This is a genomic window from Kitasatospora sp. NPDC056731 (assembly GCF_040687675.1).
GTDB lineage: Bacteria > Actinomycetota > Actinomycetes > Streptomycetales > Streptomycetaceae > Kitasatospora.
Window position 1 is genome coordinate 35,157 of record NZ_JBFBNR010000023.1, and the last position, 24,469, is coordinate 59,625.

Genomic DNA, 24,469 nt, shown 5'->3' on the forward strand with positions numbered 1-24,469 from the left:
TTCTGCTCCTTTTGCTTCCGCTACAACTGCGGGGACGCGGCTGACAGAAACACGCCGGAAACGTAGGGTGTCCCGACCCTGACGTACCCGCCCCCCACAGCCGCCGAGAGGAGGCCCGGATGAAGCTGCCCCGCTGGCCCCGCCGGGTCTTCGCGCAACTGCTGCTGAGCCAGACCGTCGTCACCGTCGGTGTCACCACCGTGACCGCAGGCCTGTTCCTGGCCCCGGTCAGCAGCGAGCTGGACCACGACGCGATGCAGCGGGCGCTGTCGATCGCCCAGGCCACCGCCACCGACGAGGCGATCGCCCGAGCGGCCGACGCCCGGGACTCGGCGACCGCGCAGCGCAACGCCGAGCAGATCCGGCTGGCCACCGGCACGAGCTTCGTGGTGGTCACCGACCTGGACGGGATCCGGCTCTCGCACACCGACCCGGAGCGGATCGGCCACCGGGTCAGCACCGACCCGGAGCCGGCGCTCAGCGGGCTCAGCGTCACCGCGATGCAGCAGGGCACGCTGGGCCGCACCGCGCGCGGCAAGGTGCCGCTGCGGGTCGCGGACGGCCGGATCGTCGGCGAGGTGTCGGTCGGCATCAGCGACGACTCGATCCGCCGCCGGCTGCTGAAGATGCTCACCGGGATCCTGCTGTGCGCGGGCGCGGGCCTGGCCGCGGGGACGGTCGCCACGCTGGCGCTGGCCCGGCGGCTGAAGCGCCGCACCCACAACATCGCGCTGGCCGACATCTCGGCGCTGCTGGTGGAGCGGGAGGCGATGCTGCACGGCATCCGCGAGGGCATGGTGGCGCTGGACGAGCGCGGCCGGATCCGGCTGGCCAACGACGAGGCGGTGCGGCTGCTCGGCCTGCCGGAGGACTGCACCGGGCGGCCGATCGACGCGGTGCTGCCGCCGGGCCGGCTGTCGGACGTGCTGACCGGGCGGATCACCGGCGCCGACCTGCCGGCGGTCCGGGACGACCGGGTGCTGGTGGTCAACCGGATGAGCACGGCCGAGGGCGGCGCGGTCGTGACACTCCGCGACCGGACCGAACTGGAGTCGCTGGTCCGCGAGTTGGACACCACCCGCAGCCTGACCGAGGCACTGCGCGCCCAGGACCACGAGCACGCCAACCGGATGCACACCCTGCTGGGCCTGCTGGAGCTGGGCCGCCACGAGCAGGCGGTGGCGTTCATCTCGGAGCAGTCCGGTTCGCACGCGGTGGTCGCGGCGCGGATCGCCGAGCAGGTGCAGGATCCGCACGTCGCGGCGCTGCTGGCGGGCAAGACGGCGGTGGCGGGCGAGCGCGGGGTGCGGCTGCTGCTGGCCCCGGCGGCGCACCTGCCGGACGCGGTGGTGGACGCGCGGGCGCTGGTGACGGTGCTCGGCAATCTGATCGACAACGCGGTGGACGCGCTCGCGGCGGGTGGGGGCGGCCGGCTGGAGGTGACGCTGGCGGCGGCCGGCTCCACGCTGCTGCTGCAGGTCGCGGACAGCGGCCCGGGCGTGCCGGAGGAACTGCGCGAGCAGGTCTTCGAGGAGGGGTGGACCAGCAAGGACGCGCCCGCGCACCGTCCGCGCGGGCTGGGGCTGGCGATGGTGCGGCGGCTGGTCGAACGGACCGGCGGCCGGATCGTGCTCGACGCGGGACCGCTCGGCGGCGCCCGGTTCACGGTCGAGCTGCCCGAGGCCCTGCTCACCCCTCAGCTCGTGGAGGCCTGATGATCGACGTACTCGTGGTGGACGACGACTTCCGGGTCGCGGACGTGCACGCCGCGTACGTGGCCAAGGTGCCGGGCTTCCGGGTGACCGGCACCGCGCACTCGGCCGGGGAGGCGCTGGCCGCGCTGGAGCGCCGCCCGGTGGACCTGCTGCTGCTCGACCACCACCTGCCGGACGAGACCGGCCTGGCGCTGGTGCGCCGGCTGCGGGAGCGGCAGGTGGCCTGCGACGTGATGATGGTGACGGCCGCCCGGGACGTGTCGACGGTGCACGCCGCGATGCAGCACGGCGCGCTGCAGTACCTGGTCAAGCCGTTCACCTTCGCCGGCCTGCGGGACAAGCTGGTCGCGTACGCGCAGCTGCGGCACGCGCTGGCCGGCCCGGCGGCCCGGGAGGCCGGCCAGGACGAGGTGGACCGGCTGTTCGCCACCCTGCGCAGCGCCGCCGCCCCGGCCGGCCCGCTGCCGAAGGGGCACTCGGCGCCCACCACCGACCTGGTGCTGGGGGTACTGCGCCAGGCGGGCCGCCCGCTGTCCGCGCAGGAGGTCGCGGACGCCACCGGGCTGAGCCGCTCGACGGCGCAGCGCTACCTCAAGCAGTTGGAGCGGGACAGCCGGCTGCGGCTGACCCTGCGCTACGGCGACACCGGCCGCCCCGAGCACCGCTACGGCCTGGCGGTCCGGGCCTGACACCACGCCCGGACGTGGGGGAACCCCGGCGGCCCCAGGCCCGCCGGGGTTCCCCGGGGCGCGGCGCTCAGGCCGCGCCCGCACCGGTGAGGGCGCGCACCTCCAGCTCGGCGAAGCGGTCCGCGTCGGCGGGCTCGGGCGAGGTGATCGTCCCGATCCAGCCGGCCAGGAAGCCGAGCGGGATGGAGATGATGCCGGGGTTCTCCAGCGGGAACCAGTGGAAGTCGACACCGGGGAAGAGCGCCACCTTGGTGCCGGAGACCACCGGGGAGAAGACGACCAGCACGATCGCCGGGACCAGCCCGCCGTACACCGACCAGACCGCGCCGCGGGCGGTGAACCGCGACCAGAACAGGCTGTACAGCAGGACGGGCAGGTTGCTGGAGGCGGCCACCGCGAAGGCCAGGCCGACCAGGAAGGCGACGTTCAGCTGCTGGGCGTAGAGGCTGATCGCGATCGCGGCCGCGCCGATCCCGACGGCCGCGAACCGTGCCACCCAGACCTCCTGGCGCTCGCTGGCCTCGCCCGTCGGCTCGGCCTCCGCCGGGTCCCCGGCCTCCCCCGGCCGGGAGGCCGGGACGGCGGCGCGCCGCCGGAAGGGGCGCCGCCGCGGCCGGCCGCGCCAGGCGCCGGCCCAGATGTCGTGGGCGAAGGCCGCCGAGGAGGCCAGGGTGAGCCCGGCGACCACGGCGAGGATGGTGGCGAAGGCGATCGCCGAGATCAGCGCGAACAGCACCACCCCGCCGGTGCTGCCGTTGCCGCCGCCGAGCACCAGGGCGAGCAGCGGGACGGCGGTGTTCCCGGCCGAGTTGGCGTGCCGCACCTCCGCCGAGCCGACCAGCGCGGTCGCGCCCAGGCCGAGCGCGATGGCCATCAGGTAGAAGCCGCCGACCAGGCCGATCGCCCACATCGTGGAGCGGCGGGCGGCCCGCGCGGTGGGCACGGTGTAGAAGCGGGACAGGATGTGCGGCAGTCCGGCGGTGCCGAGCACCAGGGCGAGGCCCAGGCTGAAGAAGTCGAGCCGGCTGGTGAAGGTGGCGCCGTACTTGAGGCCGGGTTCGAGGTAGCGCCGCCCGGCGCCGCTGTGCTGGGCGGCCTGGCGCATCAGCTCGCCGACGTCGCCGTGGAAGCGGACCATCAGCAGCACGGTGAGCAGCACCGAGCCGGCGATCAGCAGGAAGGCCTTGACGATCTGGATCCAGGTGGTGGCCCGCATCCCGCCGATCGTGACGTAGACGATCATCAGTCCGCCGACGGCGACGATGGTCCAGGTCCGGGCCTGGGCGCTGTTGGTGCCGAGCAGCAGGGCGACCAGCGAGCCCGCGCCGACCATCTGGGCGACCAGGTAGAGCAGGGTGACGACGACGCTGGCGCCCCCGGCCGCGGCCCGGACCTTGCGGCGGCGCAGCCGCAGGGCGAGCACGTCGGCGAGGGTGTACCGGCCGGCGTTGCGGACCAGTTCGGCGACCAGCATCAGCACCACCAGCCAGGCGACCAGGAAGCCGATGCTGTAGAGCACGCCGTCGTAGCCGTACAGCGCGATCAGTCCGGCGACGCCGAGGAAGGAGGCGGCGGAGAGGTAGTCGCCGGAGAGCGCGAAACCGTTCTGCAGCGGGGTGAAGTCCCGGCCGCCGGCGTAGAAGTCCTCGGTGGCGCTGCCCCGCCGGCCGACCCAGAGGGTGATCGCCAGGGTGACCAGGACGACGACGGCGAACAGCGCGATCGCGAGGTCGTGGTGGTCGCCGGTGGGGGCGACGGGGGGCGGGGTGGCGGTCGTCATCGCGGTCGTCACCGCGGTCGTGATCGTGGTCGTCATCGCAGCTGGTCCTGGGTGTCCCAGCGCAGGCCCAGGGCGGCGCGGTCGCGCTTGGTCCGGGCGTTGCGGGCGTAGAGCCAGGTGAGCAGGAAGGTGGAGGCGAACTGCAGCAGGCCGAGCAGCCAGGCCACGTTGAGCGGGCCGGCCACCTGGCTGCGCATCAGGCCGGGGGCGGCGGCCTGCGCGGCGACGTACATCAGGAACCAGCCGAGGAAGGCGCCGCTGACCGGGAAGACGAACGACCGGTAGCTGCGGCGGATGTCCTGGAAGGCGTCGCTGCGCTGGACGGCCCGGTACACCTCGGTGCTGTCGGTGGCGGGCGCCAGGGCCCGGGGGGCGGCCGCCGGTTCGGCGGCGGGTCGGGCGGCGGGGGCGGCGACCGGGACGGGCGCTCGCTCGGCCGGTACCGGCTGGACCGCGCGGGTGGGGGCCGACTGGGCCGGCACCGCCGGTTGGCCGGGCACGGCCGACCGGTCGGAGGCGGTGGCGGTGGCCGGAGCGGCCCACCAGTCAAATCGCTGCCCCTGTCCGGGACTGCTCGTCTGCTGCTGTGGCACAACTGCTCCTGGACCGGCGGGCACTCTGACCCCAACCATGATGGCGGCCGCCGGACAGCCCCTCTGACCATTGCCGATACCTTCACTCGATGAGGTGATCGATCATCCGACAGACACTCATCCGACTACTGCTGCGTACCGGTGATCCCGTGTCGAAAGGCGTACGAGACCGCCTGCGCCCGGTCCCGCACCGCGGTCTTGGCGAACAGGTTGTTGATGTGCGTCTTCACGGTGGCCTGGCTGACGAACAGCCGCTGGGCGATCTCGGCGTTGGAGAGCCCCTCGGCGATCAGCGCCAGCACCTCCGCCTCCCGGGCGGTCAGCCCGTCCGGGAGCTCCCCCGGCCGCCCGACCGGCTTCCCGGCCCCCGGCGCGGATCCGGCCGGAGGCCCTGAAAGCCTTTCCAGCAAACGGAGTTGGATCTGCGGCGAGAGCCCGGCCGCCCCCGCGCGGACGTCCGCGATCGCCCGGGCGATCTCCTCACCGCCGGCGTCCTTGGTGAGGTAGCCGCGCGCCCCGGCCTGCAGAGCGGGGAACAGCGAGTCGTCGTCGGCGTAGGTGGTGAGCACCACGACCTCGGTCTGCGGGTGCGCGGCCCGGATCCGCCGGGTCGCCTCGACGCCGTCGACGCGCGGCATCCGCAGATCCATCAGCACCACGTCCGGGTGACACCGCTCCACCAGGGCGACGGCCTCCTCCCCGTCCGCCGCCGCGCCGACCACCTCGATGCCGGGCAGCAGCCCCAGCAGCATCACGATGCCCTCGCGCACCACCGTCTGGTCGTCCACCACCAGCACCCTGGTGACCTCTGCCTCGCTCATGCGCCCGCCCCGCTTCGCTCGGCAGTCGCTTCGCGAAATCCGCACCTGCTGATGATGAGCTCGCCGCACTCGCTCATGCGCCCGCCCCGCTTCGCTCGGCAGTCGCTTCGCGAAATCCGCACCTGCTGATGATGAGCCCGCCGCGCTCGCTCATGCCGGCACCTGCAGCAGCACGCGCCACCCTCCGTCCTCGGGGCCCGCCAGCAGGGTGCCGCCGAGCAGTTCCGCGCGTTCGCGCATCCCCAGCAGACCGTACCCGCTGCCGCTGGCCGACAGCTCCCCGGACGGTTCGCCGCGCGGAGGGCGGGAGTTGCGCACCTCCAGCTCCACCGCCTCCGCCAGGTAGCGCAGTTCGACGGTGCACCGGGCGCCGGGCGCGTGCTTGCGGACGTTGGTCACCGCCTCCTGCGCGGTGCGCCGCACCGCGAGGGCGGCCTCGGCGGGGAGCGGCCGGGGCGAGCCGGTGACGGTGAGCGTGGCCCGCTCCCGCCCGGTCAGCTCCACCAGGAACTCGCCGACCGGGGTGAGTTCGCCGCGCAGCGCGGACAGCGCCTGCCGGGTCTCGACCAGTCCGTCCTGGGCCATCCGTCGGGCGGCGACGACCCGTTCGCGGATCTGCTCGCGGTCGGTGCCGGCGTCCAGCATCAGCCGGGCCGCCTCCAGGTGGACGAGCTGCGCGGAGAGGCTGTGCGCGAGCACGTCGTGGATCTCCCGGGCGATCCTGGCCCGTTCGGCGAGCGCCGCGCTCTCCGCCTCGGCGGCCCGGGCGGCGCGCTCCTGGGTGAGCAGTTGGCGGGCGGTGCCACGGGCCTCGACGTCCAGTCGCAGCAGGTAGCCGAGCAGGCCGAGCCCGCCGATGGTGGCGAAGATGCTCACCCAACTCGCCCAGCTGGCGGCGGTGTACGAGCCCAGCGCGGCCGCCGCGGTGAGCAGGCCGGGCGCGGCCGGCAGCCGGACCACCCCGATCACGGCCAGCCCGCACCAGACGAAGTCGGCCAGCAGGTAGGCCTGCCCCCAGTTGGCCAGCCAGGCACTGCCGAGCAGGGCGGCGGCCAGGCCGAGCGAGAGCGCCAGGCGCTGTTCCCGGGTGGCGTAGAGGTAGCCGGTGGCCAGGGCGGCGACCCCGAGCAGTCCGGCCGCCGCGACGGCCACCGCCCAGCCCGTGTACTTGCCGCCGGAGAACGTCCCCCAACAGACGACGACCAGCAGGACGGTGCGGCCGAGCAGGGCGAGGGCCCGCCGCGGCCATCTCCCGGCCTCGCGCTCCAGCCCCTCGCGGGACGGCCAGCGGGTCCAGTACCACTCGGCCACGGGTGCCTCCTCGACGTTCTCGGACAGCGGGCCCGGCAGGCCCCGGGCAAGGCGGTCAGCGCGGTCAGCGCGGTACGGCGGCCTGTTGCGGCAGGTCCAGGGCCCGTGCCCGCCAGTTCACCACGAACGAGCGGGTCAGCAGCAGGACCGCCAGTCCCAGCAGCAGCGCGCTGCCCGCCTGGTGGACGTGCAGTGCCGCGCCGACGCCGTACAGGGCGAGCCGGATGGCGAGCATGCCGACCCAGGCGGCCACCGTGGCCTTGGTGCCCTTGGCCCAGACCGAACCGTCCCCGGCCCGCCACAGCCGCACGGTCCAGCCCCAGACGGAGCCCATCGCGACCACCGCCGCCAGGCCGCACCCGACCAGGGTGGCGGACAGCGCGGTGTGCTGGTGGTCGATGAGCTGCGGGTCGCGCAGCGCGAGCGCGCCGAGGATCAGCGGCAGCAGCCAGAAGCGGCGCTCGGTGTCCAGGCGCTGGGCGCGCATCTGGCGCTGGACCACGAGGACCATCACCGCGATGATCACGACGATGTTGACGAGGGCGGTCATCGGACTTCTCCGTCCCGACAGGAGGCTTGTACTGACCTCTCCGACGTTACGGATCCGGCGCCCCCGGTTGATCGGCGCCGGGGTGGACCGCAGGTGGAACCGGCAGCACGAGGGCCCTCCACCCGTGGGTGGAGGGCCCTCGTGCCGGAGGGATCCGAAGGCCTCAGGCGTCGATGCGGGAGCGGTCCAGGGTGGCCGCCGAGTCCACGATGAACTCCTTGCGCGGGGCGACGTCGTTGCCCATCAGCAGGTCGAAGATCCGCTCGGCCTGCTCCAGGTCGCCCAGGTTGATCCGGCGCAGCGTGCGGTGGCGCGGGTCCATGGTGGTCTCGGCCAGCTGGTCGGCGTCCATCTCGCCCAGGCCCTTGTACCGCTGCACCGGCTCCTTCCAGCGCTGCCCCTTGCGCTGGAACTCCAGCAGGGTGGAGCGCAGTTCGGCGTCGGAGTAGGTGTAGTGGTACTTCTCCTGGCCGCGCTTGGGGCTGGTGAGCTCGATCCGGTGCAGCGGCGGCACGGCGGCGAAGACCCGGCCCTGCTCGACCATCGGCCGCATGTAGCGGTGGAACAGCGTCAGCAGCAGGGTGCGGATGTGCGAGCCGTCGACGTCGGCGTCGGCCATGAAGATGACCCGGCCGTAGCGGGCCTGGTCGATGTCGAAGGTGCGGCCCGAACCGGCCCCTATCACCTGGATGATCGCGGCGCACTCGGTGTTCTTGAGCATGTCGCTCACCGAGGCCTTCTGCACGTTGAGGATCTTGCCGCGGATCGGCAGCAGCGCCTGGAACTCGGAGTTGCGGGCGAGCTTGGCGGTGCCGAGCGCGGAGTCGCCCTCGACGATGAACAGTTCGCTGCGGTCGACGTCGTCGCTGCGGCAGTCGGCCAGCTTGGCCGGCAGCGAACTAGTCTCCAGCGCGGTCTTGCGGCGCTGGGCCTCCTTGTGCTGGCGGGCCGCGACCCGGGTGCGGGCGGCCGCGACGACCTTGTCCAGCACGGCCCGGGCCTGGAGCTTCTGGTCCTTCTTGGCCGAGGTGAGGAAGGCCTTGAGCTCCTTGGCGACGACGGCGGCGACGATCCGGTTGGCCGCCGAGGTGCCGAGCACCTCCTTGGTCTGGCCCTCGAACTGCGGCTCGGCGAGCCGGACGGTGACCACCGCGGTGAGGCCCTCGGTGGCGTCGTCCTTGGTGATGTCGTCCTCGGCGACGCGCAGCAGCTTGGCCGCGCGCAGCGCCTCGTTGACGGTCTTGGCCAGCGAGCGCTCGAAGCCGGTCATGTGGGTGCCGCCCTTGGGGGTGGCGATGATGTTGACGAAGGAGCGCAGGGTGGTGTCGTAACCGGCGCCCCAGCGCAGCGCGATGTCCACGCCGAGTTGCCGGGTGACCTCGGTGGGAGTCATGTGGCCGAGCTCGTCCAGGACGGGCACCGTCTCCTTGAAGGTGCCCTCGCCGTGCAACCGCAGCACGTCGCAGACCGGCTTGTCGGGCGCCAGGAACTCGCAGAACTCGGCGATGCCGCCGTCGAAGCGGAAGACCGACTCCTCGACCTGCTCGCTCTCGGTGAGCCTCTCGTCACGCACGACGATGGTCAGGCCGGGGACGAGGAACGCGGTCTGCCGGGCGCGGCTGTACAGGTGCTCCAGGGAGAGCCGGGCGTCCTTGAGGAAGATCTGCCGGTCGGCCCAGTAGCGGATCCTGGTGCCGGTGCGGGCCTTGGGCACCTTGCGGGCCCTGGTCAGGCCGTTGGCGGGCTCGAAGGGCGCGTCCGGGCTGGCCTCGGTGAAGATGCCGGGGGTGCCGCGGCGGAAGCTGATCGCGTGGGTGTGTCCGCTGCGGTCGACCTCGACGTCCAGCCGGGCGGAGAGGGCGTTGACCACCGAGGCGCCGACGCCGTGCAGGCCGCCGGAGGCCGCGTAGGAGCCGCCGCCGAACTTGCCGCCGGCGTGCAGCTTGGTCATCACGACCTCGACGCCGGACAGCCCGGTCTTGGGCTCGACGTCGACCGGGATGCCGCGCCCGTTGTCTCGTACCTCGACCGAGGAGTCCGGGTGCAGCAGGACCTCGATGCGGTCGCAGTGACCGCCCAGCGCCTCGTCGACGGAGTTGTCGATGATCTCCCAGAGGCAGTGCATCAGGCCGCGGCTGTCCGTCGAGCCGATGTACATGCCGGGGCGCTTGCGGACCGCCTCCAGGCCCTCCAGGACGAGCAGGTGCCGAGCGGTGTAGTTGGAACCGTCGTCGCCGGCCAGCAGTGCGGACGGCACGGTCGTTTCGGCACTCACGCGGCACTCTCCTCGGTGAAGTTCTGTCTTATCGGTCACATCCGGACGCATCCGGACCATCCGCCAGTGCAGCACGCCGCACCGACAGCCGTCGCCCGGTGTGCTCGCACCCCTCCGCTGGGTGCACAGCACGGCGGGCCGCTCCCGCGCAGCTTGTACGCGCTGCGCGAACAAGGACCGCTCCGGTATCCGGACCCCGGGGCGCCATCTCCTCCCGGTACCACCGGCCCTGGCGGATCGTGGGGCCTGGCACAGGCTCCGGAACTGCCGTTATGCAGGCTACCGGGGCCCGGGACGGGGCTTATGCTCCAACCCGGCAGAGGATTATGCTACGCGGACCTCGCACCCGGTCCCGATCGGGCGTTCGAGGGACGGGCGGATCCTGGGATTCGGTACGCATGAACCACCGGCCCCCGGGGCACGTCCTCATCAACACAGCAGAATCCTCAGAGAAGAAAAGCCACGAGCGGGAACGTTTTCGGCCTGGTTGGATGTTGACCCTGGTACGACAGCTCGTCGAGCTAGAGAAGAGGCGACGTGACTACTGTTCTGACACCTGCGAGCCCGCTCACCGCGGCTGACCGCTGCGACCGCTGCGGCGCCCAGGCCTACCTGCGCGTCGTACTCGCCAGCGGCGGAGAGCTGCTCTTCTGCGCCCACCACGGCCGGAAGTTCGAGCCCGAGCTCAAGAAGATCGCCGTGGAGATACAGGACGAGAGCGGCCGTCTCAGCGGCACCACCAACGCCCCGGCCGCCGAAGAAGAGCGCTGATCCAAGGCGCCACACCAGCAGTCGGCGTCGAGCTGTGTGTCCGGTCGCGCACCACGCGCGACCGGTGAGCCGGGCGACAGGTCCCCTCGGGGGCCGGTCGCCCGGCTCTGCTGTTCCCGGAGACCGGCACGCTCCGCAGCGATGTAGCTTCAGAACGTGACCAGTTGGCCACCGGCAACGGCCCGGGCGGCCCTCACAGCACCGAGCGCACCGCATCCGCGACGGACGCCACCCTGGTGTAGACGCCCGGGTGGGCCGCCTCGGCGCAACCCGTCCCCCAGGAGACCAGGCCGACCAGTCGGCCGCCGACGACCAGCGGGCCGCCGCTGTCGCCCTGGCAGGCGTCCTTGCCGCCCTTCTCCTCGCCCGCGCACACCATGCCCCGGGCGTCGAACTTGCCGTCCTGCCCGCCCGGGTAGGCCTGCGCACAGGTCTGGTCCGCGATGATCGGCACCTCCACCCCGCGCAGCGTGGGCGAGTAGTCGCCGCGCCCGGTGGTGTCGCCCCAGCCGAAGACCCGCGCGGCGGTCCCGGCCGCGTACGGCTCAGTCTCGCCCTGGCCGACCAGGTCGATCACCGGCCGGGAGTCCTGGGGGTCGGCGAGGGTGAGCACGGCGACGTCGTTCAGGTTCGCGGTGAAGGAGTAGTCGGGGTGGATCCAGACCGACCGCACGAGCACCTCGCGGCCGGCCGAGCTGCGCATGTCGTCCCGGCCGATGACGGCCTTGAGCCCCGGCCGGTCCACCTTGGCGCCCCGGGACTCGTCGTAGAAGCAGTGCGCGGCCGTCACCACCTTGGTCGGCGTGACCAGCGCTCCCCCGCAGAACTGGCCGGAGCGGCCGCTGCCGAACTGCTGGCGGCTGGACAGCGCCACCACCCACGGGTGGTCGGCGGTGGTCTCGGCGGTGCCGCCGACCACCCGGCGCTGCGCCCCGGCCGGACCGGCCGCACCGAGCGCGACCAGCGGGACGGGGACGGCGGCCAGCAGCGCCAGCACGGCGGCCCGTCGGCGACGGCCCGCACGGGCGGCCGCCGGGCTCGCCGGGGGCGGGGCGGGGGTCGGCAGGGCAGCGCGGTCCGGGTTGGGCAGCACCGTGACTCCAGTCGGCTCGGCAGCAGGCAACCGCCACAGCGTAGGTGATCGACTACGCGATGCGACCGCTTCCCGCCGCACCGCCACCCGGACGAGGGACAACGGCCACCCGGACGCTGACCCGCCCGGGCCCGGACAGCGGCGAAGGCCCGGAGCCGTGGGGCTCCGGGCCTTCGTCACACGCTTGCGACCGTACCGGCCGGATCAGTCCAGGTAGTCGCGCAGCACCTGGGAACGCGACGGGTGGCGCAGCTTCGACATGGTCTTCGACTCGATCTGGCGGATGCGCTCACGGGTGACCCCGTACACCTTGCCGATCTCGTCGAGCGTCTTCGGCTGACCGTCCGTCAGGCCGAAGCGCATCGAGACCACGCCGGCCTCGCGCTCGGAGAGGGTGTCCAGCACCGAGTGCAGCTGCTCCTGGAGCAGGGTGAAGGAGACCGCGTCGGCCGGGACGACCGCCTCGGAGTCCTCGATCAGGTCACCGAACTCGCTGTCGCCGTCCTCGCCGAGCGGGGTGTGCAGCGAGATCGGCTCACGGCCGTACTTCTGGACCTCGATGACCTTCTCGGGGGTCATGTCGAGTTCCTTGGCCAGCTCCTCCGGGGTGGGCTCGCGGCCCAGGTCCTGGAGCATCTGGCGCTGGACGCGGGCCAGCTTGTTGATGACCTCGACCATGTGCACCGGGATGCGGATGGTGCGGGCCTGGTCGGCCATGGCGCGGGTGATCGCCTGGCGGATCCACCAGGTGGCGTAGGTGGAGAACTTGTAGCCCTTGGTGTAGTCGAACTTCTCGACCGCACGGATCAGACCGAGGTTGCCCTCCTGGATCAGGTCCAGGAAGAGCATGCCGCGGCCGGTGTAGCGCTTGGCCAGCGAGACCACCAGGCGGAGGTTGGCCTCCAGCAGGTGGTTCTTGGCGCGGCGGCCGTCCTCGGCGATGATCTCCAGCTCGCGCTTGAGCTTGGGGGCGAGCTTGTCGGCGGCCGAGAGCTTGTCCTCGGCGAACAGGCCGGCCTCGATGCGCTTGGCGAGCTCGACCTCCTGCTCGGCGTTGAGCAGCGGGACCTTGCCGATCTGCTTCAGGTAGTCCTTGACCGGGTCGGCGGTGGCACCGGCGACGGCGACCTGCTGGGCCGGCGCGTCGTCCTCGTCGTCGTCGGAGAGCACGAAGCCCTGCGACTCCTCCTCGGGCTCCGCCTCCTCGCCGGCCTTGTCGCCGGGCAGCGCGACGTCCTCGAGCAGCTCCTCCTCGCCACCGAGCTCCTCGTCGCCCTTGCCCGCCTTGGCGGCGGTCTTCTTGGCGGCGGTCTTCTTGGCCGGCGCGGCGGCCTTCTTGGCGGCGGCCTTCTTGGCCGGGGCCGCCTTCTTCGCCGCGACCGTCTTCAGCTCGGAGGCGACACCGGTCGTCTCCGAGGTGATCCCGGCGGACACCGTGGGGGCGGACGCCGTGGCGGCCGCAACGGCCGGGGCCGCGACGGGCGCACCGGGCGCGATCCGCACGGGCGGCTTGGTCAGGGCCGTGGAGGCGGACGGGCTCCGGGTGGTGACAGCCTTGGTGGCGGTGCGCTTGGTGGGGCTCTTGGCAGCAACGCTCTTGCGCTTGGCGCCAGCCGGTTCGGCCGCGCTGACCATGAGATCCACCCCCTCCTCAATCAGCACCTGGTTGAGGCTGCGCATGACGTTCTTCCACTTGGTGACCGGGATCTGGTCCGCCTCGAACGCCTGGCGCACGTCGTCACCGGCGATCTGCCCCTGGGCCTTGCCCCGCTCGATGAGCGCCAGCAGAGCTGCGGACTCGGCGATCTCGGGGGGAAGTGAACGGGATGTGCTGGCCGACACGAACAACCTCTCGGACGATGAGTGGACTCGAACCCGTACCGGCCGCCCGAGCGGGCGGGGAAGGAAATCGCGCGTCGGACGCGCGGTGTCGATTCCGACCGACTCGGGCTTGAGGACTGGGTTTGCAGGACGGCAGCAGCGCCGCGGACCAACACAGCATTGTGACATGTTGAAGTATTCCGGAGCTGCCCCCGCTCAGGAGACATCGCTGCTACTCGTCAAGTGTTACGCATGGCCTTCGTGTCGCGGGTCACACCACTCGGCGCCCACGGCCACGGGGCCGGAATCCATCATCGCTCACCCACGCCGAAACCTGTTGTCATGGACTGGGCATTACGCGTCCGGGTCGGACCGCCGACGTGCAGAAGCCCTCCGGCTGCGCCGCGCGGGTGCGGCCGGAGGGCCCTGGAGGAACGGAGGACGGACGGGCGCCCGCTCACCGGAACAGCCCGCTCAGTGCTCCCGAGGGGCGGGGACGGACGGCTCGATCTCGGGGTGGACGGTGAGCAGCGCCCGCATCGCGGCCTCCCCCGCGGTGCCGTCACCGGTGCCCAGCGCGTCCACCAGCCGGGCGTGCAGGCTGACCGAGGACTCGGAGGCGCGCTCGCAGGAGATGGCCGGGCCGCCCGACACCTGCAGCGCGCCGGCGACGATCCCGGACAGGTGCTCCAGCATCCGGTTGCCGGCCATCTGGAGGATCAGGCCGTGCAGCTCGGCGTCGGCCCGGGCGTAGGTGGAGACGTCGGCCTGGGCGGCGGCGTGGCCCATGATCTCGACCAGCTCGACCAGCCGCTGCTGGACGTCCTCCCGGCCGTGGCCGGCGGCGAGCCGGGCGGCCAGCGGCTCGATCGCCCAGCGGAGCTCGAACAGCTCCCGGCGCTGCTCGTCCCGCTGCGGGCCGAAGGCGCGCCACTCGATGATGTCCGGGTCCAGCAGGTTCCAGTCGGCGACCGGGCGGACCCGGGTGCCGACGTTCGGCCGGGCACTGACCAGGCCCTTGGCCTCCAGGACGCGCAGCGACTCGCGGACGACCGTGCGGGACACCTCGAACCGCTGGCCGATCTCCTCGGGCACGAGCGGACGGTCGGCACCGAGGTCGCCGGAGACGATCATCTGGCCGAGCTGCTGGACCAGCTGGCCGTGCAGACCGCGACCGCGGCTGCTGGTGGTCTTGCGGCCGACCCGGGCGAGATCGGACTCGGCGCCCTCCCAGCGGGGCGCCGGCGGAGTCGGCCGGTCGGCGTACGAGAAGCGGTCCAGATCGCCGGGGCCGTGGATGGGTCCGTCGGCGGAACGGGCGGGGGTCATGGTGGGGTGCGCAAGGGTACTCACAGCTCCTTTGTCGGCGATCGGCAGGCGCAGCTTGAGAATTCTCGTGAAAAGCACACGAAAGGGTGATCGACCGCGACTGGATAATTGACTTCTTATCAGGAAGAACCGCGCATTACGGTCACTGCTGGTCGATCTTGATTCTTCGGCGCGACCACCCCCTCGGCGCCCGGCGTCAGAGCGCGCGCCGCCAGACCTGCACCAGGAGCGCCGCGAGCAGCAGGACGGCCGCGGGCGCCGCCACCGCCACGAGCAGGGTCGGATCCGTCAGCGCCGCACTCCCGGCCGCCGCCTCGTGCCCCCCGCGGTAAACCCAGCCGTAGGCCCATTCGACGCCGGACTGGAACGGCAGCAGTTCGGCCGCACGGGTCGGCCACGGCCTGCCGGTCTCCCGCAGCAGCAGCGCCACACCGGACTCCAGCAGCGGCGGCAGCGCGCACAACAGCAGCACCCCGACCGAGGCGCTGCGGGTCAGCGACGCCGTCAGCACCCCGGTCCAGCCCGCCACGACGGTCAGCAGGACGAAGGCCAGCAGAGCCGCCGGCACCCCGTGGCCGGCCGCCAGCCCCACCGGGGCGAACACGCCCGGCAGGTCGGCCAGGCCCGGCACGTCTGCCAGGCCGGACAGCCCGGTGGCGGCCAGCGCCTGCGACACCTGGTCCGACAAGGCCGAGGGCTCCGCCCAGGCGGCCACCGTCACCCCGCCCGGCAGTGCCAGCTGCACCGCCACCGCGTCGAGCAGCAGGGTCGCCAGCGCCAGCAGCCCCGCGACGGGACCGACCACCAGCAGCTTGGCCAGCAGCAGCCGCACCCGCCGCGGGTACGACACCCGGGAGGCCGGCAGCCCCGGGTGTCGCACCTCGTGCCCGTACGAGAGCGCGCCCAGCACGCCGGCCCCGAACGCGGCGAACGGCAGCGGGATCAGCGGCACGGCGGCGGTCAGCAACCGCACCCCGGCCGGGGCGGCCAGCGGGCCGGCCGGGGCCTGGCTCGCCAGGACGGCGGCCGTGACGGCGTCGCACAGCAGCACGGCGGCGAGCAACAGCCAGGTGGAACGCAGGCCGCGCAGGCGGCGCAGCTCGTAGGCCAGGACACGCACGGTTCACTCGCTCCGGTGGTCGTCGGGGGTTGCGGGGCTGACGGGACCGCCGGGGACCGGGGGCGCGACCTGGGCCTGGACCTGGGCCGGGCGGCCGAGCCGGACGGTGTCGTCGGTCAGCAGGTCGGCGGCGCTCTCGCGGCGGCCCCTGGCCGGGGCGGGCGCGGGCTCCCCGGCGCCGGCAGCGGGGGCGGGGACGGGGGTCGGGGCGAGGGCCGACGCGGATCTGGCCGGGACACCGGGGCCGCCACGGAACAGCCGCTCCACGGCGACGGTCGGGGTGGGCTCGGTGGACTCGGCGAGCTCGGCCTGGCGGGGGGTGGTACCGAGGGCGGACAGGGCGGTCGCGGCCGAGGCGGCCGGCAGGGCGCGGGTGGGCAGCGCCGCCTCGTCCCGGTGGTGGGCGGCCGCCGGCCGGGCCTCCAGGCGACGGGCGCCCCGGTGGCGCGGGACGGTGACGGCCGGGGCGTCGGAGGCCGGTTCCTGAGCGGGCTCGGGGCCGGATTCGGGGCCCGGCTCGGCAGCGGTGGGGCCGGACTGGACACGGAGGTGGCCGGAGCGGCCCGACGCGACCGGCAGGGCGGCCCGGGGCGCCGGCTGCTCGACCACCCGGTCGGCCAGCTCGTGCAGCAGGATGCCGTGACGATAGGCGAGTTCACCGATCTCGGTACGGTCGATGCCCGCCACCGCGAGGCCCGCGCCGCCGTCCCGTCGCACCTCTGCGCCCTGACTGACCAGCAGGTCGGCCAGCCGCGCCATCTGCGGCCCGCGGACGGCCACTTCGGGGCTGAGCCTGGTCCGGCGGAACTCCGCCACCAGCTGGTCTGCCACCAGTCGGCCGCGGTCCAGTGTGATGACCCGGTCGGCGAGCTGCGCGGCCTCCTGCGGGGTGCGGGTGGTCACCAGGACCGTCCCGCCGGCGACGCCGAACGAGCGCAGGAAGGAGTGGAACCACTCGACGTTGCGCGGGGACAGGCCCTCGGTCGGCGCGTCCAGCAGCAGCGTGCCGGGGTCGCCGAGCAAGGCCGCGGCCAAGGCCAGCCGGCGGTGCATGCCGGGCGAGAAGCTGCGCAGCCGCTGCCCGGCGACGGCGGCCAGCCGGGTCTGCTCCAGCAGTTCGTCGGCCCGCTGTGCAGGGGCGCCGACCGCCGCGGCCAGCATCCGCAGGTGGCCGTGCGCCTTGCGGCCCGGGTGGCCCGCCACGGCGGCCGCGCCCGGCCCGGGGCCGGGCAACAGCACGCCGACCTCCCGCTCGGGGCGGCGCAGCCGACGGTAGGTGCGGCCGTCGAAGAGCGTGACGCCTTGGCCGCGTTCGAGTTCGAGCATCAGCCGCAGCGCGGTGGACTTGCCCGCGCCCTCGGCGCCGAGCAGCACGGTCACCATGCCGGGCCGGGCGTCGAAGGTCAGATCGAGCACCGCGGGCGGCGCGCCCTTGCGGTAGACCTTGGTCAGTCCGGTGATCTGGATCATCGCTGCCTGCTCCCATGCCCTCGGCCGACCTGCCCGACGCGGGGCGCCCCCTGGTGTGTTGGCGCGTGCCGGCACGGCCCCGCGCCAGCACATTAGGGGCCGGTGGCGGAGATTCCGGGCATTACGGGAGCGGCGCGGGCCCGTCGGCCACCCACCTCACCCGATCAGGGGACAATCCGATCCTGCGATTCCCGGGTCGGGGGGAGTCGGCGACGGGCCGGGGCCGGGGGCGGGGGCGGGGGCGGGGGCCGGGTCAGGACTCCGGGCGCAGCATGGGCGGATTGAGGACGGTCGCGCCGCCCGCGGTGAACAGCTGGGCAGGACGGCCCCCCTGACGGGTCGTCGTGCCGCCGGAGGGCAGCAGGAAGCCGGGGGTGCCGGTGACCTTGCGGTGGAAGTTCCGCGGGTCCAGGACCACGCCCCAGACCGCCTCGTAGACCCGGCGCAGCTCGCCGACGGTGAACTCGGTGGGGCAGAAGGCGGTGGCGAGGGAGGAGTACTCGATCTTGGAGCGGGCGCGTTCCACGCCGTCGGCGAGGATCAGCCCGTGGTCGAAGGCGAGCGGGACGCCGTCGACCGGGCTCTGGCCGAGCAGTTCGCCGACCGGGGCCCAGCGGGCGCTGCTGGCGTCGCCGCCGGCCCGGGGGGTCGGCAGGTCGGGGGCGAGGACCAGGTAGGCGACGCTGACCACCCGCATCCGGGGATCGCGCTGCGGGTGACCGTAGGTGGCGAGCTGCTCCAGGTGGGCACCGGCCGCGCCGAGGCCGACCGCCTCGTGGCCGGGGGCTGAGTGCGCGCGCAGGCCGGTCTCCTCCGCCAGCTCCCGGGAGGCGGCCTCGGCCAGGCCCTCGTCCGGGCGGACGAAGCCGCCGGGCAGTGCCCAGTACCCCTGGAACGGCGGCTCGCCGCGTCTGACCAGCAGGGCGCAGAGCGCGTGGTCGCGCACCGTCAGCACCACCAGGTCAACCGTGACAGCGAACGGGGGGAAGGCCGACGGATCGTAGCGCGACATGGCGACGATCATAGTCGTCTCTCTGACGATAAGCACAGGCCCGTACACGGACCGCGCCCGGCCCGCCTGAGGTGTCGCCGGAGCCGGGCGGGCCCGGGCAGGGGTGTCAGCGGGCGACCAGTTGCAGCTCCGCAGAGGCCTCCTCGACCATCGCCACGCCGATCCGGCTCACCCGGACCGAGAAGGGCTCGCCGGCGACCCGCAGGCCGGTCAGCTCCAGCTCGCCGAGCGGAGCGGTGCTGGCCGGGCGGACCAGCACCCGGCCGCCCGGCACGTCGGGGCGGACCCCGGCGAGCGCGAACACCGCGTGCGCGGCGCCGGCCGCCGAGACCGCCGCCGGGCGGCAGGCGGCCGGGTGCGGCACCGGCGGGCAGCTGGGGATGCGCTGCTCCCCCGCGTACATCTCGGGCAGCCGCCCCTCGTAGTGGGCGGCCGCGGCGAGCAGGCCCTCCAGCAGGGCGCCGGCCTCGTTCTCGTGGCCGGCTTCGGCCAGCCCGGCGATCGCCAGCGCGGTCTCGTGGACCCGCACCGCGCCGCCGCGGTGGCCCAGCGGGTTGAAACGGGGGGACTTGGCGCTGAGCGTGCGCAGGCCCCAGCCGCTGTCCAGCTCCGGCGCGGCCAGGCGCTGGGCCAGCAGCCGGGTCTGTTCCCGGTCCAGCAGGCTCTCGTGCCGGCCGCCGTCGGCGGCGAGCCCGGTGTCCAGCAGGTGCACCAGGCAGGAGGCGACGGCCGGCAGTGGCTGGCCGCCCGGCGCCAGCGCAGCGGCGGGGCGGCCGCCGGAGAGGTCGTCGATCCAGAACCGCTCGCGGAAGCGCCCGCGCAGTTCGGCGGCCCAGCCGCGCCACTCCTCGGCGCCGGGGCGGCCGAAGGCCTCCAGCAGTTCGGCGCCGTGCAGGGCGGCGCGGTGGGCCTGCGCCTGGACCTCGGCCCGGGCGGCCACTGGGTGGGCGGTGCGGTCCTCCGCCGGACGGCTGAGGTCGGTGACGAAACCGTCGACCAGGCCCTCACGGAGGGCGGCCAGGGCCCGCTCGGCGGCCGGGAGCAGGTCGGCGATCTCCGCGCGGGGCAGGCCCCAGCGCCAGGCCTCGGCCAGCACGGTGACGAACAGCAGGGTGGCCTCGGTGGCGGTGCAGGTGGGCGGCAGTTCGGGGCCGCCGTGCCGGAGGGCGCCGGGCAACAGGCCTTCGGTGCGGCCCGGGGCGGCGGCGGGCTGCTGACGGCGGGCCAGCGCCCGGAGGGTGCCGGCGGCGAGCCGGGTGCCGAGCGGCAGGGTGAGCCGGGCGGCCCAGAGCGCGTCGGCCGGGGCGAGGCCGAAGCGCCAGGGCGCTCCGGAGGCCGGGTAGAGGTCGGTCGGGCGGTCCGGGTCGGCGAACAACAGCCCGCCGAGGGCGTCCAGGGAGCGGGTGACCAGCAGGGCTGCCCGGGCGTCGTCGCTGCGGACCTCCGGTTCGGCCCAGGGCAGCGGCACGCCCGTGCCCCGCCCGCCGGGCGGCCGCGGGCCGGGGGTGGTGCTCTCCAGTTCGGCGCGCAGCTCGACCGACCAGCGGGCGCCGGGTTGCACCTCCAAGTCCCACCGGAGCACCCCGGCCCCGGCCAGCACCGCGTGCGGGGAGGGCTTGGCGCTGACCACCGCGCTGTGCGCCTGGCCGGCCCAGCGCAGCCCGGCGGACTGCACCTGGCCCGGCAGGTCGGCCGGGCGGTGCCCGGCGGCGATCTCGGCGACCGGGCCGAGGTCGGTGCCGAGGGCGATCTCCATCGGCAGCCGGGCGGGCCGGCCGCCGGTGTTGCGCACGATGACGGTCTCCACTCCGTCCGCGTGGCGCAGCCGCTCGACGGTGAGCGCCGGGTCCGGGTCGAGGTCGCCGGGGAGCCGGACGGCGCCGAGGAAGCGGGCCTGCGCGGTGCTGGTCAGGGCGCCCTGGAGCGGCAGCGGCTCCATGCCGCCCAGGCGTAGCTCCATCCGGGCGAGCACCCGGACGCCGTTGCGGTAGAAGCCGTGCAGGCCGTGGCCGCGCAGCTGACCGTCCGGTCCGGAGGCGGCCATCGCGGGGGCGTTGACGCAGAGCACCGCGTGGTGGACGGCGGGAGGCTGCGGCCTTGGCGGGGCCGCGAGCCGACTCGGGCCGACGGACGCCCCCGCCGGTCCGGCCGTCTGGACCTGCTGGACCTGGTCGGGGCGGCCGACCGGTCTCGGCGCGCCGACCACGCTCTCGGCCGGCATGGCCTGTGGTGGCCTCATGGCGGTCACCGGACTCTCCTCCCCTCGGCGGTCCGGTGGCCTGGTCAGGCCGGTGGGCCGCGAGCACGCTCGATCGCGTGCTGATGGTGCCGGGCCGGCGGGGTGCCCCGTCGGCGGGTGTGCCGTGTCTGGCCGTACCCGGTGCCGGGCCGTGCCATGCGGTGCGCGGTACCGGGCCGGTACCGGCGCGCCGTGCCTTCGCGTCGGGCCCGACGCGGTGCCCGGCGCGTCGTCAGGTCCGGTGGCCCGGCCCGCCGGTGGCGCCCGGCCCGTGGGCCGCGGCAACAGCCGGGCCTGGTGACCCGAGCGGGCCCCGCACGCTCCGGTGCCCCGGCGCCGTGGCCACCCCGCTCGGCGGGCGGTCCGCCCGGAACCTGCCGCCGGACGGGCGTCGGCCGGTCGCCGGCCCCCCGGGGTGAACGCCGCGCACCGCCTCCAGGTCACGCCCGGCGACGGGTGCGGCCCGTCGAGCCCGGCCCGCCGGGCGGTCGTGCCGCAGCCGTCGAGCCGTCACGGTCGGGCCGTCACCGGGCTGCCACCAGGGCGGCGCGGTCTCGCCGTCGGGTGGCGGCGGCTGCGTCCCGGCCCGCGGCCTGCCGTGCAACCCGCCCCGGCCCGGCATCGTATGCCTGGCCGAGTGGGCGGTGGCCGTCGAACCGGTGCCCGACCGCGGTCAGGATACGGTGCGGGGGTCGCGGCGCCCGCACCCGGTGACCCCGTGAGCCGCGACCTGACCGCTGTGACCAGCAGAGACCGAGGAGTTGCATGTCCACCGTCAGCCGGCTGCCCGGGATTGTTACGACCGACCACGTCTTCCAGGCCCCCCTCGACCACGCCGACCCGCAGGGCGAGCAGATCGAGGTGTACGCCCGCGAGGTGGTGGCCACCGGCCGCGAGCAGGCCGACCTGCCCTGGCTGGTCTTCCTCCAGGGCGGCCCCGGCGGCAAGGCCGCCCGCCCGCTCGGCCGCGACGCCTGGCTGGAACGCGCCCTCGACGACTACCGGGTGCTCCTGCTCGACCAGCGCGGCACCGGTCGCTCCACGCCCGCGACCCGGCAGACCCTCGCCCGGCGCGGCGGTGCCCAGGAGCAGGCGGACTACCTGGCGCACTTCCGCGCGGACTCGATCGTGCGGGACGCCGAGCTGATCCGCCACCAGCTGCTCGGCGCGGACCGGCGCTGGAGCGTGCTCGGCCAGAGCTTCGGCGGCTTCTGCACCCTCACCTACCTCTCCTTCGCCCCCGAGGGCCTGGCCGAGGCCTTCATCACCGGCGGCCTGTCCGGCCTCGGCAGTTCGGCGGACGACGTCTACCGCGCCGCCTACCCGCGGGTGGTCCACAAGAACGAGGACCACTACGCCAGGTTCCCGCAGGACGTCGAGGCGGTACGGCGGATCGCCGCGCACCTCGCCGCCGCCCCCGCGACGCTGCCCGACGGCGGACTGCTCACCGTCGAGGCGTTCCAGGCCCTCGGTCTGATGCTCGGCGGCGGCAGCGGCTCCGGCACCCTGCACTACCTGCTGGAGGAGGCCTGGGTGGACGGCGCGGCCGGCCCCGAGCTGTCCGACACCTTCCTGGCCGGTGCCCAGGCCAAGCTCTCCTTCGCGGAGGGCCCGCTGTACGCCGTGCTGCACGAGTCGATCTACGGCCAGCGCTCGGTGGACCAGGGCGGCACCGCCTGGTCGGCCGAGCGGGTCCGCAAGGAGTTCCCGCAGTTCGACGCCCGGGCCGCGCTGGACTCCGGCGCACCGGTGCTGTTCACCGGGGAGATGATCTACCCCTGGATGTTCGACACCGACCCGGCGCTGCGCCCGCTGAAGGAGACCGCGGACCTGCTGGCCGCCCGCACCGACTGGCCCGACCTGTACGACCCGGCGCGGCTGGCCGCCAACACCGTCCCCGTCGTGGCGGCGGTCTACCACGACGACATGTACGTGGACACCGCCGACTCGCTGGCGACCGCCCGCGCGGTGCGCGGTCTGCGGACCTGGATCACCAATGAGTGGGAGCACGACGGCCTTCGGGCGAGCGGCGGCAAGGTGCTCGACCGCCTGATCAAGCTGGCGCACGGCGAGGCCTAGCGAAGCCCGCCCGGGCCGGGCGGCGAGGCTCCGGGCGGCCCCTGGCGGACGCCCGGCGAGGTCAGCGCGCGTGGTGGGCTCCCCTCGCCGCCCGACGGACGCCCCGGCACCGGTGGCGCCCTGCGGCCGACGGTACGGCGGCGGCCCGGGACACCGCTGCCCGACCGAGCCGCAGACCCCGGGCGGACCGCTGCCGGGGCACCGGAGCGCACCCGGGCGCCGGCAGCAGGGCGAGCGGGCCCGGACCGTCCGGACGCGGCGTCGGCTCAGCGGGGCCGACCAGGCCGACCGGGCCGCGCTCGGCCGCCGCCGTTGTGGCCTGAGCCGCCTTCGCGGCCTTCCGGCGGGCCGTCCGGCGGCGGCGTGACGCCCCCGCCGGCCCGGGCAGCCCCGACGGCCCACTGCGGCCCGCCTGGTCACCACCCGGGCCCTCGGTGGGCGCCGGCCCCTGTTCGCCGACGGGCGCCGGCACGGGCCCACCCGCCTCGCGCCGCCGACGCTGCGCCTCGACTGCCGCGAGCAGCGCGTCGGGCGTCATACCGTCGTTCAACGACTCGTACAGCAGCTCGGCCAGCAGGTAGGACGGGTCGAGCCGGAGGACGTGGCCCAGCACGACGCGGGCCGTCGCAGTGTCCCCCGCCACCCAGGAGGCCCAGGCCAGCAGGGTGAGCGGGGCCACCGCGCAGCTCTCGTAGGGCGGCACGGCGCGCCGGGCGAGGAAGCGCCAGAGCCGCTCGGCGGGCGCGAGCTCGGCGGGCCGGGTGTACTCGACGCCGCGATCCCGGGTGAGGCGGTCCCGCAGGGCGACCAGCAGCCGGGCCGCCCGATCCTCGTCGAGCTCCCGGGCCCCGGCCGCGAACTCGGCGAAGACCTGGTCGAGCAGGCCGGCGCCCTGCTCCTGGACGGCCGCGCCACCGGAGCCCCCAGCGCCGTCAGCGCCGTTGGCCTCGGCCGCCTCGGCCCGGGCGAGCGCCGCACGCTGGGCGTCCGCCCCCGGCGGGCCGATCGGGGCCAGCCCGCCGATGATCGCCTTCCGGCTGCCGCGCGGCGCGAGGCCGGCGAAGGCCGCAGCGGCGGCCGCCGGGCCCGGGCCGGGGGCACGGCGGATCGGGTTGCCCGCCGGATCGCAGCACCCGGCGCGGCGGCAGAGGAAGGACCACCAGCGGCCGTCCGAGACGCAGAGCGACTCCTTGACGGCCACGCCCCTGCGCCCGAAGGCCGCCCGGAGGTCGTCCGCCAGCGGCCGCAGGCCGTCCACCACGGGAGGGGCGTGCGCCGTGGTCGGATCCTGGCAGAGGTAGAGGAGCACTTGGACGGGCCGCTCGCCGTGCCGCTCGGAGAGGGCGACCAGCAGGGCGGCCGTCTCCTCCGCCGCGGCCGGCCACTGCTCGGGCGACTCCGGGATGTCCGCCCGGATCACTCCGCCCTGGTGCAGGTCGGGGCCCTGGAGGCCGACCGCGACGATGCTGTCGTCGGGGTAGAACCCCAGGAGGTAGGGCAGCAGCTCGGCCATGTCGGCCGGGCCGCGCATGGTGACCGGCCGGTGGCCGGAGGACGGGCCGAGGGACAGGGTGACGCGCTCGTTGTTCATGACGCTCCCGTTGTTCATGACGCTCCGGTTGTTCGCGGCGTTCATGACCGGAAGCGTGACGCAATCCGAGAGACGCACCGGATTTTTCTCTTTTCCTGTGGATAACTCCGCCCTCGTTTTCCGCTTCCCTCATTCGGAGCACACCGCGCCCACTCCCCTGGGTGATTAGTCGGCGGCCGTTCAGCTGAGGAGCTGATGAAATACATCCGG

18 protein-coding genes are annotated in these 24,469 nt (G+C 74.4%); 4 read left to right on the plus strand and 14 right to left on the minus strand.

The features are described from left to right. Nucleotides 1-119 precede the first annotated feature (119 nt). Both AB0R04_RS23565 and AB0R04_RS23570 read left to right on the plus strand, forming a co-directional pair. Complete coding sequence (locus tag AB0R04_RS23565) at nucleotides 120-1,715, plus strand: sensor histidine kinase (protein ID WP_363374280.1); 1,596 nt, start codon at nucleotides 120-122, stop codon at nucleotides 1,713-1,715. After that, complete coding sequence (locus AB0R04_RS23570) at nucleotides 1,715-2,404, plus strand: response regulator (protein WP_063349364.1); 690 nt, start codon at nucleotides 1,715-1,717, stop codon at nucleotides 2,402-2,404. The genes AB0R04_RS23565 and AB0R04_RS23570 overlap by 1 nt, the downstream gene beginning before the upstream one ends. Before the next feature lie 67 nt (nucleotides 2,405-2,471). Here the strand turns inward: AB0R04_RS23570 and AB0R04_RS23575 are convergent, their stop codons facing one another. The 6 genes from AB0R04_RS23575 to AB0R04_RS23600 form a co-directional block, all read right to left on the minus strand. Continuing rightward, nucleotides 2,472-4,184 (minus strand): cation acetate symporter, encoded by a 1,713-nt coding sequence (locus AB0R04_RS23575; protein WP_063351411.1) that lies wholly within the window; start codon nucleotides 4,182-4,184, stop codon nucleotides 2,472-2,474. 32 nt (nucleotides 4,185-4,216) lie between these two features. Continuing rightward, nucleotides 4,217-4,777, minus strand: coding sequence for a DUF485 domain-containing protein (locus tag AB0R04_RS23580; protein WP_363374283.1), 561 nt, complete (start codon nucleotides 4,775-4,777; stop codon nucleotides 4,217-4,219). A gap of 125 nt (nucleotides 4,778-4,902) precedes the next feature. Then, the gene (locus tag AB0R04_RS23585; RefSeq protein ID WP_363374286.1) at nucleotides 4,903-5,598 is read right to left on the minus strand and encodes a response regulator transcription factor; all 696 of its coding nucleotides are present in this window, start codon (nucleotides 5,596-5,598) and stop codon (nucleotides 4,903-4,905) included. A gap of 150 nt (nucleotides 5,599-5,748) precedes the next feature. Next, nucleotides 5,749-6,909: a histidine kinase gene (locus tag AB0R04_RS23590; protein WP_363374288.1), complete on the minus strand. Its 1,161-nt coding sequence runs from the start codon at nucleotides 6,907-6,909 to the stop codon at nucleotides 5,749-5,751. Nucleotides 6,910-6,973: 64 nt separating this feature from the next. Then, on the minus strand, nucleotides 6,974-7,459 hold the full coding sequence (locus AB0R04_RS23595) for a CcdC protein domain-containing protein (RefSeq protein WP_063349361.1): 486 nt from the start codon (nucleotides 7,457-7,459) through the stop codon (nucleotides 6,974-6,976). Between the two features lie 163 nt (nucleotides 7,460-7,622). Further along, nucleotides 7,623-9,734 carry a DNA topoisomerase IV subunit B gene (locus AB0R04_RS23600; protein WP_063349360.1) on the minus strand — a complete coding sequence of 704 codons (2,112 nt, stop codon included), beginning with the start codon at nucleotides 9,732-9,734 and terminating at the stop codon, nucleotides 7,623-7,625. Between the two features lie 537 nt (nucleotides 9,735-10,271). Between AB0R04_RS23600 and AB0R04_RS23605 the strand changes: the two genes are divergently transcribed. Continuing rightward, entirely contained in the window at nucleotides 10,272-10,505 is a 234-nt protein-coding gene (locus tag AB0R04_RS23605) for a hypothetical protein (RefSeq protein ID WP_363374291.1), read from the plus strand. A gap of 193 nt (nucleotides 10,506-10,698) precedes the next feature. Here AB0R04_RS23605 and AB0R04_RS23610 read toward each other — a convergent pair whose 3' ends face one another. The 7 genes from AB0R04_RS23610 to AB0R04_RS23640 form a co-directional block, all read right to left on the minus strand. Further along, complete coding sequence (locus AB0R04_RS23610; RefSeq protein ID WP_363374294.1) at nucleotides 10,699-11,628, minus strand: serine protease; 930 nt, start codon at nucleotides 11,626-11,628, stop codon at nucleotides 10,699-10,701. A gap of 174 nt (nucleotides 11,629-11,802) precedes the next feature. Continuing rightward, a complete protein-coding gene (locus AB0R04_RS23615; protein WP_363374297.1) occupies nucleotides 11,803-13,440 on the minus strand; it encodes an RNA polymerase sigma factor in 1,638 nt (545 codons plus the stop codon). A 453-nt stretch (nucleotides 13,441-13,893) separates the two neighbouring features. After that, nucleotides 13,894-14,826 (minus strand): FadR/GntR family transcriptional regulator, encoded by a 933-nt coding sequence (locus AB0R04_RS23620; RefSeq protein ID WP_363374300.1) that lies wholly within the window; start codon nucleotides 14,824-14,826, stop codon nucleotides 13,894-13,896. Nucleotides 14,827-14,944: 118 nt separating this feature from the next. Next, entirely contained in the window at nucleotides 14,945-15,868 is a 924-nt protein-coding gene (locus AB0R04_RS23625; protein WP_363374303.1) for a hypothetical protein, read from the minus strand. Nucleotides 15,869-15,871: 3 nt separating this feature from the next. Beyond that, the gene (locus tag AB0R04_RS23630; protein WP_363374306.1) at nucleotides 15,872-17,338 is read right to left on the minus strand and encodes an ATP-binding cassette domain-containing protein; all 1,467 of its coding nucleotides are present in this window, start codon (nucleotides 17,336-17,338) and stop codon (nucleotides 15,872-15,874) included. 253 nt (nucleotides 17,339-17,591) lie between these two features. Then, nucleotides 17,592-18,350 carry an NUDIX domain-containing protein gene (locus AB0R04_RS23635; RefSeq protein WP_363374309.1) on the minus strand — a complete coding sequence of 253 codons (759 nt, stop codon included), beginning with the start codon at nucleotides 18,348-18,350 and terminating at the stop codon, nucleotides 17,592-17,594. 106 nt (nucleotides 18,351-18,456) lie between these two features. Beyond that, nucleotides 18,457-20,589, minus strand: a complete 2,133-nt coding sequence (locus AB0R04_RS23640) for a glycogen debranching N-terminal domain-containing protein (RefSeq protein WP_363374425.1) — start codon at nucleotides 20,587-20,589, stop codon at nucleotides 18,457-18,459. Between the two features lie 765 nt (nucleotides 20,590-21,354). Between AB0R04_RS23640 and AB0R04_RS23645 the strand changes: the two genes are divergently transcribed. Beyond that, a complete protein-coding gene (locus tag AB0R04_RS23645) occupies nucleotides 21,355-22,668 on the plus strand; it encodes an alpha/beta fold hydrolase (protein WP_363374312.1) in 1,314 nt (437 codons plus the stop codon). A gap of 61 nt (nucleotides 22,669-22,729) precedes the next feature. On the opposite strand, the gene AB0R04_RS23650 is transcribed toward AB0R04_RS23645, so the two are convergent. After that, nucleotides 22,730-24,304: a DUF4192 domain-containing protein gene (locus AB0R04_RS23650; protein WP_363374314.1), complete on the minus strand. Its 1,575-nt coding sequence runs from the start codon at nucleotides 24,302-24,304 to the stop codon at nucleotides 22,730-22,732. Nucleotides 24,305-24,469 lie beyond the last annotated feature (165 nt).

Excerpts from the sequence above, each read along its gene's own strand:
- AB0R04_RS23635 (WP_363374309.1), bottom strand. The coding sequence starts at position 18,350 with ATGTCGCGCTACGATCCGTCGGCCTTCCCCCCGTTCGCTGTCACGGTT.
- AB0R04_RS23595 (WP_063349361.1), bottom strand. The coding sequence starts at position 7,459 with ATGACCGCCCTCGTCAACATCGTCGTGATCATCGCGGTGATGGTCCTC.
- AB0R04_RS23575 (WP_063351411.1), bottom strand. The coding sequence starts at position 4,184 with ATGACGACCGCCACCCCGCCCCCCGTCGCCCCCACCGGCGACCACCAC.
- AB0R04_RS23565 (WP_363374280.1), top strand. The coding sequence starts at position 120 with ATGAAGCTGCCCCGCTGGCCCCGCCGGGTCTTCGCGCAACTGCTGCTG.
- AB0R04_RS23570 (WP_063349364.1), top strand. The coding sequence starts at position 1,715 with ATGATCGACGTACTCGTGGTGGACGACGACTTCCGGGTCGCGGACGTG.
- AB0R04_RS23645 (WP_363374312.1), top strand. The coding sequence starts at position 21,355 with ATGTCCACCGTCAGCCGGCTGCCCGGGATTGTTACGACCGACCACGTC.
- AB0R04_RS23630 (WP_363374306.1), bottom strand. The coding sequence starts at position 17,338 with ATGATCCAGATCACCGGACTGACCAAGGTCTACCGCAAGGGCGCGCCG.
- AB0R04_RS23650 (WP_363374314.1), bottom strand. The coding sequence starts at position 24,304 with ATGAACGCCGCGAACAACCGGAGCGTCATGAACAACGGGAGCGTCATG.
- AB0R04_RS23585 (WP_363374286.1), bottom strand. The coding sequence starts at position 5,598 with ATGAGCGAGGCAGAGGTCACCAGGGTGCTGGTGGTGGACGACCAGACG.
- AB0R04_RS23640 (WP_363374425.1), bottom strand. The coding sequence starts at position 20,589 with ATGAGGCCACCACAGGCCATGCCGGCCGAGAGCGTGGTCGGCGCGCCG.